The sequence below is a fragment of the Brevundimonas sp. genome, assembly GCF_023259385.1.
GTDB lineage: Bacteria > Pseudomonadota > Alphaproteobacteria > Caulobacterales > Caulobacteraceae > Brevundimonas.
Genome location: NZ_JAHFPF010000104.1, coordinates 1 through 10,864, shown reverse-complemented (window position 1 = coordinate 10,864; position 10,864 = coordinate 1). Strand labels below are relative to the sequence as shown.

10 protein-coding genes and 2 pseudogenes are annotated in these 10,864 nt (G+C 69.9%); 6 read left to right on the top strand and 6 right to left on the bottom strand.

The window, feature by feature from the left end; translation table 11 throughout:
* The 3 genes and pseudogenes from Q0C81_RS09560 to Q0C81_RS09550 all read left to right on the top strand — a co-directional run.
* Positions 1 to 787 (top strand): annotated as a pseudogene (locus Q0C81_RS09560) (ribonuclease E/G); the annotation flags it as partial.
* A 64-nt stretch (positions 788 to 851) separates the two neighbouring features.
* Positions 852 to 2,261 carry a M48 family metalloprotease gene (locus Q0C81_RS09555; RefSeq protein WP_291836887.1) on the top strand — a complete coding sequence of 470 codons (1,410 nt, stop codon included), beginning with the start codon at positions 852 to 854 and terminating at the stop codon, positions 2,259 to 2,261.
* 22 nt (positions 2,262 to 2,283) lie between these two features.
* The gene (locus Q0C81_RS09550; RefSeq protein WP_291836885.1) at positions 2,284 to 3,072 is read left to right on the top strand and encodes a thioredoxin domain-containing protein; all 789 of its coding nucleotides are present in this window, start codon (positions 2,284 to 2,286) and stop codon (positions 3,070 to 3,072) included.
* Between the two features lie 3 nt (positions 3,073 to 3,075).
* On the opposite strand, the gene Q0C81_RS09545 is transcribed toward Q0C81_RS09550, so the two are convergent.
* The 6 genes from Q0C81_RS09545 to Q0C81_RS09520 all read right to left on the bottom strand — a co-directional run bounded on the left by Q0C81_RS09545 (position 3,076) and on the right by Q0C81_RS09520 (position 7,798).
* Positions 3,076 to 4,773 carry a hypothetical protein gene (locus Q0C81_RS09545; RefSeq protein ID WP_291836883.1) on the bottom strand — a complete coding sequence of 566 codons (1,698 nt, stop codon included), beginning with the start codon at positions 4,771 to 4,773 and terminating at the stop codon, positions 3,076 to 3,078.
* A gap of 67 nt (positions 4,774 to 4,840) precedes the next feature.
* A complete protein-coding gene (locus Q0C81_RS09540; RefSeq protein ID WP_291836882.1) occupies positions 4,841 to 5,119 on the bottom strand; it encodes a peptidase inhibitor I78 in 279 nt (92 codons plus the stop codon).
* Positions 5,110 to 5,400: an I78 family peptidase inhibitor gene (locus Q0C81_RS09535; RefSeq protein WP_291836880.1), complete on the bottom strand. Its 291-nt coding sequence runs from the start codon at positions 5,398 to 5,400 to the stop codon at positions 5,110 to 5,112. Before Q0C81_RS09535 ends, Q0C81_RS09540 begins: the two co-directional genes overlap by 10 nt.
* A gap of 26 nt (positions 5,401 to 5,426) precedes the next feature.
* A complete protein-coding gene (locus Q0C81_RS09530; RefSeq protein ID WP_291836878.1) occupies positions 5,427 to 5,786 on the bottom strand; it encodes a hypothetical protein in 360 nt (119 codons plus the stop codon).
* Positions 5,744 to 6,202 carry a DNA polymerase III subunit chi gene (locus Q0C81_RS09525; RefSeq protein ID WP_291836876.1) on the bottom strand — a complete coding sequence of 153 codons (459 nt, stop codon included), beginning with the start codon at positions 6,200 to 6,202 and terminating at the stop codon, positions 5,744 to 5,746. The genes Q0C81_RS09530 and Q0C81_RS09525 overlap by 43 nt, the downstream gene beginning before the upstream one ends.
* A gap of 120 nt (positions 6,203 to 6,322) precedes the next feature.
* Positions 6,323 to 7,798 (bottom strand): leucyl aminopeptidase, encoded by a 1,476-nt coding sequence (locus Q0C81_RS09520; protein WP_291836875.1) that lies wholly within the window; start codon positions 7,796 to 7,798, stop codon positions 6,323 to 6,325.
* Between the two features lie 178 nt (positions 7,799 to 7,976).
* Here Q0C81_RS09520 and Q0C81_RS09515 point away from each other — a divergent pair, with 178 nt between their 5' ends.
* The 3 genes and pseudogenes from Q0C81_RS09515 to Q0C81_RS09505 all read left to right on the top strand — a co-directional run.
* Positions 7,977 to 9,065: an LptF/LptG family permease gene (locus Q0C81_RS09515; RefSeq protein ID WP_291836873.1), complete on the top strand. Its 1,089-nt coding sequence runs from the start codon at positions 7,977 to 7,979 to the stop codon at positions 9,063 to 9,065.
* Positions 9,062 to 10,192, top strand: a complete 1,131-nt coding sequence (gene lptG, locus Q0C81_RS09510) for an LPS export ABC transporter permease LptG (protein WP_291836871.1) — start codon at positions 9,062 to 9,064, stop codon at positions 10,190 to 10,192. Before Q0C81_RS09515 ends, lptG begins: the two co-directional genes overlap by 4 nt.
* A 46-nt stretch (positions 10,193 to 10,238) precedes the next feature.
* Positions 10,239 to 10,864 (top strand): annotated as a pseudogene (locus tag Q0C81_RS09505) (LPS-assembly protein LptD); the annotation flags it as partial.

Genomic DNA, 10,864 nt, shown 5'->3' with positions numbered 1-10,864 from the left:
CGATGACGAGGACGACGGCGAGGGCGGACGCCGCCGCCGCCGCGGCCGCCGCGGCGGTCGCCGGATGCGCGAGGAAGGCGGCGCCGCCGCCGAGCGCGACTCCTTCTTCTGGGTCCGCGGCCGCACCCCGTCGCTGGACGACCCCTATGTCTGGTTCGACCCCATCAACCCCGAGCGCGCGCCGCGCACCGAGGATTCGGGCGCTGAAACCGAGGCCTCCGACGTCGACGAAGTGGTCGGTGAACGTCCCGAGGGCGAGATCGGCGGCGAGCGCGGCGGACGTTCGCGTCGTCGTCGCGGCCGCGGCCGCGGCCGGGATCGCGGTTCGGAAGCCGGCCTGACCCACGAGGTGAAGGTCGAGACCCGCGCCACCAACGAAGGCATGCCCGCCGACGGTTCGCCCGACACCCCGTCGGCCGTGATCATCCCGGACGCCGAGATCGAGGCCGAAGCCGCGCCGGTCGCCATCCCGGAAGAGCCCAAGCGCCGCCGCGTGCGCCGCAAGGTCTCCGCCTCGGCCACCGAGCATTCGGACGTCGCGCCGGTCTCGGCCGTCGAGCCGAACGAGGCCGAGCCGGAAGGCGAACCCGCCGTTCTCGACATCGAGCCGGACGCGCCGGTCGTCACCCCCGAGCCGGTCGCCGCGCCCGAGCCGGTTCCGGCCCCGGTCGTCGAACGCGTCGAACCGCCCAAGCCTGAAGTCGACGTGGCCGCCCTGATCGCGGAAGATCCCGCCCAGATCGCGGCCCCGCCCGAAAAGCCGAAGCGTGGATGGTGGCGCCGCTGAAAGGCCGCGATTAGATTGTGAGCATCACAACGGACGGGGGCGTCCGGGTCTTGAGGAGTTCGCCATGTCCTGGCTGTCCCGAAACGCCGCCCGCCTGATCGGCGCAGCGACCGCCGTCGGCCTCGTGCTGACGGCGGCCTCCCCCGCCGCCGCCCAGAGCGCCATTCGCGACACCGAGATCGAGGCGATCATCCACGACTGGTCCGCCCCCGTGTTCACGGCCATGGGGCTGGAGCCGGACGAGGTCGAGATCCTGCTGATCAACGAGAACGACCTGAACGCCTTCGCCACGCGCGGGCGGATCATCGGCGTCAACACCGGCCTGATCCTGCGCACCCGCAACGCCAATGAGCTGCTGGGCGTGATCGCCCACGAAGCCGGGCACGTGAAGAACCGCCACACCCTGCGGGACGGCGCCCAGAACGCGGGCATGCAGCCGATGCTGATGACCATGGCCCTGGGCGCCCTGGCCATCGCCGCGGGCGCGCCGGACGCGGGCGCGGTCCTGCTGGGCAACAGCCAGTATTTCGGCACCCTCAGCGCCCTGCGCTACATGACCCACCAGGAAGGCGAGGCCGACAACAGCGGTGCCCGCGCGCTGGAACGGGCCGGCGAATCGGGCCGGGGGCTGCTGACCTTCTTCGAGAATTTCCGCTCGCAGGAAGTCTTCTCCGACGCCCGCCGCTATCCCTATTTCCGCAGCCACCCGTTGTCGTCGGACCGGATCGAGAACCTGCGCCGCCTGGTCGCCGAACAGCCCCACTACGACCATCAGGACAGCCCCGAGCGCGTCGCCCAGCACGCCCTGATCCTGGCCAAGATCCACGCCTTCATGGATGCGCCCAACACGACCCTGCGCACCTATCCCGAAACCGACGAAAGCCTGCCGGGCCGCTACGCCCGCGTCATCGCCTGGTATCGCGACGGTCAGACCGAGAAGGCGCTGACCGCGGTTGACGTCCTGCTGACCGAACAGCCCCAGAACCCCTATTTCTGGGAGCTGAAGGGCCAGATCCTGTTCGAGGAAGGCCGTCCGGCCGAGGCCATCGGCGCCCACCAGCGCGCGGTCGATCTGAAGCCCGACGCCCCCCTGCTCCGCATCAACCTGGCCCACGCCATGCTCGAAACCCGGGACACGGCCCAGATCGAGCTCGCCGTCGACCAGCTGAAGCGCGCCACCGCGCTGGAGAGCGACAACTCCATGGGCTGGCGCCTGCTGTCCCAGGCCTACGCCAGCCAGGGCAAGGAGGGCGAGGCCCGCCTGGCCTCGGCCGAGATGTATTTCGCCCTCGGCGCCAAGACGCAGGCGACCCAGTTCGCCCTGCGCGCGCGAGACATGCTGACGCCGGGCAGCAACGAATGGACCCGGGCGATGGACATCGTCTTCGCCTCGGGCGCCACCCAGGACGACGTCGATGACGTCGACCGCCGCAACAGCCGCAACCGCCCGGTCGTCGTTCCCGCCGCCGGCTGATTCTTTTCTCACGGAAGACCGCATGACCGATACGCCCGAGCCCCAGGCCGAAGTCCCCGCGCCGCGCCCGTTCCTGAGCGGCCTGAGCACCGGAAAGGCGGCCCTCGCGGTCTCGGTGGTGGCCCTGGCGCTGGCGGCCTTCCCCTATTTCGGCGGCGGGACCTCGGACGCCCGCATCCGCGCCTATCTGCTCAACAATCCCGAAGTGATGCAGGAGATGAGCACCGCCCTGCAGATCAAGTCCGATTCCCAACTGGCCGACAGCATCACGCGCCGCGCCGCCGCCAGCCCGTCCCTGCTGACCGTCGACGCCCGCGACCCCGCGTTCGGCCCGGTCGACGCCAAGGTGACGGTGATCGAATTCTTCGACTTCCGCTGCCCTGGCTGCAAGCAGACCGCGCCCGAGGTCCTGCGCATGATGCAGGCCCATCCGGACGTGCGCTTCGTGTTCAAGGACTGGCCGATCCTAGATCGCGGCGATCCCGCCGGTCCGTCCCACTACGCCGCGCGCGCCGCCCAGGCCGCCCATGACCAGGGCAAATACCTGCCGGTGTTCCGCGCCCTGATGTCCGAAGGCGACCTGACGCCCGAGTCGGTGGACGCCATCATGGTCGCCAACGGCGTCACCCTTGAAGCCGCCCACGCCGCCATCGGCAGCCCCGAGATGACCCGGCACCTGACCGACACCCACACGGCCGCCTCGGCCCTGGGCCTTCAGGGCACGCCGACCTTCATCATCAACGGGCGCGCCGTGGCCAGCATCCAGCCCGCCGCGCTGGAAGCGGCGATCCGGGAAGCCAAGAGCCGCTAGACCTCAGGCCAGCTTCAGGTCCATGGCGCCGCCGATCCATTCGACCTGCGCGCGGCGGAGGGCTTCGGCCGCCGCCGCCGTGTCGCCCAGCGCCGCCTCGGCCCGCGACAGCACGAAGTAGCTGTAGGGGTCGTTCGGCCAGTCCTCGAGCAGCTCCAGCACCTTGGCCTTGGCTCCGGCGGCGTCGCCGCCGGTCAGCAGGGCGGCGGCCAGGCTGCGGCGGGTCGGATACCAGATGGCGGGCGGATCGCCGCCCTCGTCGCCCTGCGCCTGGATCTCGGCCGCGCGGGTGAAGGCCGCCACGGCGGCGTCCGCGTTGCCCTCAAGCATGGCGGCCCGGCCTTCCAGCACCCTCTGGGACAGTTCGGTGAAGTCGTTGCGCCGCTTGGCCATCGGGCCGGCCTTGAAGCTGTCGGCCTCGCGGATCGCCTTGATCGCCTCGGCCTCGGCGCGGACGGCCGCGGCGTCGCCGGCCCGCGCCGCCGCCTCGCCCCGGGCGTAGCGCCAGCTGACGCGCAGCATCGGACGGTCGGCGCCGGGCTCTTTCAGCGCCGTCACCTGCTCCGGCGTCCCGAAGCGGCCGTAGATGGCGTAGGCGTTGTTGGCCACGATCTGGCGCCAGACGTTGGTCGCCTCGATGTCCGGATAGGTGGCCAGGAACCAGTCGGCCAGCAGCAGCCCCTGCTCGCCCCCGCCCGCCATCAGGGCGCCGCCCATGCCGAAATGAATGTTGTGCCCGTGCAGCGGCATGCCCGGCACGCCGCCGGGCGGCCGCGCCAGCCCGTCGTAGCGCCGATCCAGCGCCACGGCGTTGACGTTGGACATCATGGCGTCGCGGTAGCGTCCCACCCGGTAGAAGGTGTGCGACGGCATATGCACCAGATGGCTGGCGCCCGGCGCCAGGGCGGCCAGCCGTTCGCCATACGGGATCGCCTTGTGCGGATCGTCTGACCATTCGGTCAGGTGGATGTAGAGGTGGATGGCGCCGGGATCGTCGGGCGCGAAGGCCAGCGTCTGCTCCAGAATGCCGAGGGCGCGGGTGATGGCCGGATCCGCGGCCTTGCCGTCCTCGTCCCACCAGCGGTCGGCCTTCAACATCCAGGCGTCGGCGGTGATGGCCGCAACGGTGACGTCCTGCGGATTGCGGCGGGCGATGCGGTCCATCGCCTGGGCGAAGCGGCGCTCGCGGGTGGCCTTGGCGCCGGAATAGCGGTGCACCAGGGCGTCGATCATCTGGCGCTGCATCGGCGTGGCGCGGCGGGCCATGCGGCGGGCGTCGCGCGCGGCCTTCAGCGCCGCCGCCTGGCTCTCGTCGTCATTCCCGCCGCCGTTCAGGTTCGGCCCCAGGGCCCAGGCCTCGCCCCAGGCGCACATGGCGCAGGTGGGATCCAGCAGCCGCGCCTTCCTGAAGGCTCGCGCCGATTCCTTGTGCTCGAACGCCCAGCGCAGACGAACGCCGTGGTTGAACCAGGCCTGGGCCTCGGGATTGACCGTCTCGATGGCGAAGCCGCCGGTCCCGAAGCCGTCGACCATGACCATGTCGACCACCGGCGTGCCGGACAGGGCCGAGGTCGCCGGTCCGCAGACCTGCGGCCGCTCGATGGCGTCGCGCACCGCCCTGTCCGCGGTCGCATCGGCCACGGCCGCCGGGCCGAACATCATCGCGCCCAGCGTCGCGCCCGCCAGCAGAATGCGTTTCATGGTCGTCTCCCCGTTCCACGCATCCTGACGGGTCGAACCGGCTTCGCCAAGCCGGGCGGGGGAGCGCCTATCCGCAGTCGACGCTCTTGATGATCCCCGTCGCCTCGTCGAAGCGGATGTTCAGCCGGTCGGGCCGGTGGTCGAAGGTCACGGCGCAGGTGGTGCAGACGATGCGCACATTGGCCCCGGCCGCATAGTCCACCGCGCCGACATGCTTGCCGATCAGCGAGCGGGCGTTGGCGGCGTCGCAGCGCTGCGGGGCGCCGGGCCCGGTGGGCGGCGTGACCGGAGCGCACGCTCCGGCCAGCACCGTTACGGCGGCGACCGCCGCCGCCGTCAGCCGCATTTGACCTCGCGGATCACGCCGCTGGCCTGATCGAACGTGATGTTCAGGCGGCGGGGATTGTAGTCCATGGTCATCGGACAGGTGGTGCAGGTCACGCGCCAGGTCTCGCCCGCCGGAGCCGCCGGCAGCTGCGACCGGTTGGTCCCCACCAGCCGCTGGTACTGGTCGGCCTTGCAGGCGCGCGGACCGTCCATCGGCGGGGTCGCGGGATCGGTCCCGCTGGTCGGCGCGCAGGCGGACAGCAGTCCGGCGGCGGCCAGGCTCAGCATCAGGATTCTCATCGGCGTCTCTCCCTTGGAAATTCGGTTCAGCCGCAACGGACCTGTTCGACGATCTGGGTCCGCTCGTTGAAGAAGATGTTCAGGCGGTAAGGCGAAAAGTCCTCGGTCACCGGACAGGTGGTGCAGGTCACGCGCCGGTTCACCACGTCGACCGGGACGGGAATGTCCGTCTTCGGCTTGCCCACGAGGTACTGCAGATCGCCGGCGCGGCACAGGTCGGCCGTGGGGTTCTGCGGGTTGCGGCTGCCGACCGGCTGGTTCAGTTGCGCGGCCTCGACCGCACGCGCCGCCGGAACGTCGCCGGCCGGCGTCGACGAACAGGCCGCCAGCAGGGCGACAGCGATCAGGCCGCCTTTTCCCAGCGTCCCTCGGGCGACTGTTTCCAATAGGCCAGGTTGGCCCCGGCGTCCTTCAACGCCTTCCATCGCCCCCGCGCGCCGGTCAGCGACGCCTCGTCGCGTCCGTCGAAGATGATGAAGCATCGTTCCAGGCCCTTCGTATCGCCAAGCTCTGCGTCGTCCAGGATGAACAGCGCCTGAGCGGCGTTCGGGTTCTCAAGCGATTCGGTCAGGAGCACCGGCTGACGGTCCGCGTTCGGCTCCGACGCCCGACCGTGGGCCAGGAAGCTGTCGTCCCGGTAGGTCCACAGGTGATCGTCGATATCGTCCAGCAGGCCCGGGCTGGACGCGCGCACGACGGCCTTCCAGCCCCGCTCGCGCGTCTTCTCCAGCAGCCCGGGCAGCACCTGCCCCAGGCTCGACCGCTCGAGGTGGTAGAACCAGATTTCGGGACCCGTGGTCATGTCGGCCAGAATGACGAAACCCCGCCCGCTTATCCAGTGACAGCGGACGGGGTCGTCGAGTTTGAAGAGAATATGAGCCGAGCGCCCCTCCCCGTCGCCGGGGCAGGGTCACGACGAGGTTCAGGACTCGTACGAGTCCTTCACCATCCGGTCGAGGGTGCGCACGCCCCAGCCGACGGCGCCGTCCGGCACGGTCGGGTTGCGGCTGTCCTTGACCCAGGCGGTCGGCGCGATGTCGATGTGCGCCCACGGCGTACCGTTGGTGAAGCGCTGCAGGAACAGGGCTGCGGTGATCGAGCCGCCGGCGCGGCCGTTGCCGGTGTTCTTCACATCGGCGATCGGGGTGTCGATGTGACGCTCGTAGAAGGCCGGGATCGGCATCCGCCAGGCGTTCTCGCCGACCTTGGGACCGGCGGCCAGGAAGTTGTTCGCCAGCTCGTCCGAGTTGGAGAAGACGCCTGCGTATTCCAGGCCCAGGGCCACGATCATGGCGCCCGTCAGGGTGGCCAGATCCAGCATGAATTTCGGCTTGAAGCGCTCCTGGGTGTACCAGAGGCAGTCCGCCAGAACGAGGCGGCCCTCGGCGTCGGTGTTGAGCACCTCGACCGTCTGGCCCGAGAGCGACACGACCACGTCGCCCGGACGCTGGGCGTTGCCGTCCGGCATGTTCTCGACCAGGCCGATGACGCCGATGGCGTTGACCTTGGCCTTGCGGCCCGCCAGCGCGTGCATGAGCCCGACCACGGCGGCCGAGCCGCCCATGTCCCACTTCATGTCTTCCATGCCGTCGGCCGGCTTGAGGGAGATGCCGCCGGTGTCGAAGCAGACGCCTTTGCCCACGAAGGCGATCGGCTGTTCGCCCTTGGCGCCGCCGTTCCACTTCATGATGACGACCTGGCTGTCGCGCACGCTGCCCTGGCCGACGGCCAGCAGGGTGCGGAAGCCCAGCTTCTCAAGCTCCTTCTCGCCCAGAACCTCGACCTCCAGGCCCAGCTTCTCCAGCGCCTTGACGCGCTTGGCGTACTCTTCCGGGTACAGGACGTTGGCCGGTTCGGCGACCAGGTCGCGCGCGAACTCGACCGCCCCGGCGACGGCCGAATAGGTTTCATAGGCGGCCTGGGCGGCCTTCACGTCGGCGGCGACGACCTTGATCGTCTCGATCGACGGGGTCTTCTCCGGCTTCAGCGTGGTGCGGTATTTCAGGAAGCGGTAGGCGGCCAGACGGGCGGCGAAGGCCGCGCGGGCGGCCTGGTCGGCCGACAGGTAGCTGACGTCGATGGTGATCGAGGCCGCGCCCGACAGCTTCACCGCGTGATAAGCGGCGCCGGCGGCGGCTTCCAGCGCCAGGTCGTCGAACTTGGCGGGATCGCCCGCGCCCGTCAGGACGATGGTCCCGGCGCTCACGCCCGCGGGGGCGGCGACGATCAGGGTGCTGTTCGATCCGCCGGTGAAGCGGCTGGCCGTCATGGCCTTCGTCAGGGCGCCGGAGGTGGCGTTATCCACAGCTTGGCCATTGCCCGCGAAGGCGCGCCCATCGTGGACGAGAACGGCCAAAACCTCGGCGGCGTCGGCCGAGGCGACGAATTCGATCTTCATTTACTGCTCCCGCCGGGATGTACGCCCCGGTCTTGTGCGAGTGGGATTGTTCGCGCGGTTTCACCGGTGCAAACGGGTGTGTATTAGATGCTCTCCCTCGCCGCCGGCTGCAACGGGCGATTTCCGTTCCCTTATGACGTTGATCCAAGGCTACCTTTTCCGGCAGATCGGCCGCCCCGTGTTGGCTGCGTGCGCCGCGCTGGCCGGAATCGGCATTCTTAGCCAGAGCCTCGACCAACTGGAGTTCATCGTCGAACGCGGCCAGAGCGTCTGGGTGATGGTCAAGCTGACCCTGCTGGCGCTGCCGCAGCTGCTGGCCGTCATCATTCCCATCGGCCTATTCGTCGGTGCCCTGACGGCCCTGACCCGCCTGCAGCGCGAGCAGGAGCTGACCGCGGTCTTCGCCTCGGGCGTGACGCGCTGGCAGGCGATCCGGCCCGCCGTGCGGCTGGCGGTCATCGCCGCCGTACTGACCCTGTTCATCACCACGGTGGCCCAGCCCTGGGCCCAGCGGCAGGCGCGCAACGAGACCTTCGCCGTCCGCACCGACCTGGCCGCCCTGCTGGTCGAGGAGGGCCGCTTCGTCCAGGGCCCCAAGGGCCTGACCGTCTATGTGCAGCAGATTGAGCAGAACGGCCTGCTCAAGAACCTGTTCGTCTATGTTCAGGACGGCGACAAGACGACGACCTGGGACGCCGCCGAGGCCCGCTTCAGCCGTATCGACGGCCAGCCCTACCTGACCCTTCTGAACGGATCCTGGCAGCGGTTCTCGTCCCGCGGGGTGCTGGAGTATCTGTCGTTCGGCCGTCAGGACCTGCCGCTCGCGCAATATATCGATGTGAACGAGACCGTCCGGTACAAGCCGTCCGACCTCTATCTGCCCCAGCTGTTCAATCCGTCTCCGCGCGATCTCGAACGCGTCGGATCCGCGGGCCAACTGGCCGCTGAGGGCCATTCGCGCCTGTCCGCCCCCCTGTATGCGCTGGCCGCGATGGCCATGGCCCTGGCCGCGCTGATGGGCGGTTCGTTCAGCCGCACCGGCTACGGCCTGCGCATCGCCAAGGCCGCCGCGGCCTTCCTGATCGTCCGCATCATCGGCTATGGCGTCGTCGCCGCCAGCGCCTGGAACGGCTGGCTCAACATCCTGCAGTATCTTCTGCCCATCCTCGCCACAGCCATCGCCCTTCGCGTCCTGTTCCGGGCGCTCAAGCCGCGCCGCCGGCGCCGCTGGCCGGTGCTGGACCGGCTGAAGGCGAGGTTCGCATGACCAGCCGCACCTCCCTGCGCGCCCCCTGGCTGCGCCTCGGCCGCATCGAACGCTACATCCTGGTCCAGCAGGCCCGCGCCCTGGCCATCGCGCTGGGGGTCATCGCGGCCCTGATCATGCTGATCGACTTCGTCGAGATTTCGCGCGGCGTCGGGTCCGATGTGGACCTGTCGGGCCTGCGCATCCTCGGGCTGATGCTGCTGAAGTCGCCGCAGGTGATCATCCAGCTGCTGCCGTTCGTCTTCCTGTTCGGCACCCTGGCGGCCTTCGTCGGCCTGAACCGGCGCAGCGAGCTGATCGCGATGCGGGCGGCCGGGGTCTCCGCCTGGCGCTTCGTCCTGCCCGCGGCCGGCGCGGCCTTCCTGTTTGGCGTCCTGACGGTGACGGCGCTGGGACCCGCGGCGTCGGCCGCCGACGGCCTGTTCCAGCGCGAACGCAGCCGCCTGTCCGGGTCCGTCGCCGGATCGAGCGCGCCCGAAGCCGTCTGGATCCGCGAAGGCGACGACAGCCGCCAGATGGTCATCCGCGCCGACCGGCAGGACCGCGCGGGCGGCCGCCTGCTGGGCGTGACCTTCTTCATCTACACCAACGACGGGGAGGGCCTGCGCAGCTTCTCCGAGCGAATCGACGCCGCTTCGGCCTCGCTCAGCGCCGGGCGCTGGCGCCTGATCGACGCGGTCGGGGCCCAGATCGGCCAGCGCGCCGTGCGCTACGCCACCCTCGACCTGCCCTCCAGCCTGGCCGACGAAGAGGCGTTCGAACGCTTCGCCCGCCCGCAATCGACGCCCTTTTGGTCCCTTCCGGCCCAGATCGCCCGGGTCAAGAACGCAGGTTTCTCGGCCACTGCCTACGACCTGCGCCTGCAACAGCTTCTGGCGACTCCGCTGATGTTCGCGGCCATGTCGATTCTCGCCGCCGCCTTCTCGCTGAGGCTGATGCGGCTGGGCGATCTGGCCCGCATGAGCGCCGCCGCCGTCGTGCTGGGATTCGGCTTCTTCTTCGTCAACCAGGCCGCCTCCGCTTTCGGTTCGGCCGAGGTCATCCCGCCGTGGCTCGCCGCCTGGCTGCCGCCGTTGTTGACGGCGCTCGCCGCGTTCACCTTGCTGTTCTATACCGAGGACGGCTAAGCGATCCGTCGCCCCCCTGCCCGGCCTTTTCTTGAAGTGAGCTTGCATGCAGCGTGACCGCCGCTGGCCCCGTACCGCAGTCCTGCGCCGCCGGCTCCTCGCCGGGGCGGGCGCGGTGGCGCTGGCCGCCTCGGGCGGCGCGGCCTTCGCCCAGCAGGCCCCTGCTCCGCAGCCGACCCAGCAGCCCGGCCCCGACGGCCTGATCCCTGACGCCATCTATATCGAATCCGATTCGACCACGCGGACCGGCGACGTCATCACCGCCACCGGAAGCCCGGAGCGGGTGCTGGCCCGGTTCCGCAACACCACCGTGCGGGCCGGCGAGATCAGCTACGACCTGAAACTCGGCGTCGGCAGCGCGCGCGACCGGGTCGAGTTCACCGACCCCGACGGCAATATCGTCTACGCCAGCCAGCTGCAGATGGATTCGGACCTGCGCGCGGGCGTCGCCGTCGATTTCGCCACCCGCTTCCGCAACGGGGCCAGCCTGATGGCGGCCACGGCGGTGCGCCGCAGCCAGAACGTCAACGAGCTCAACTACGCCATCTTCACCCCCTGCCCGATCTGCGACGCCGAGGGGAACACCAAACAGCCCAGCATCTCGATCCAGGCCGAGAAGGTCGTCCAGGACGAAGCCCTGCGCGCCATCCTGTACCGCAACGCCGTGTTCCG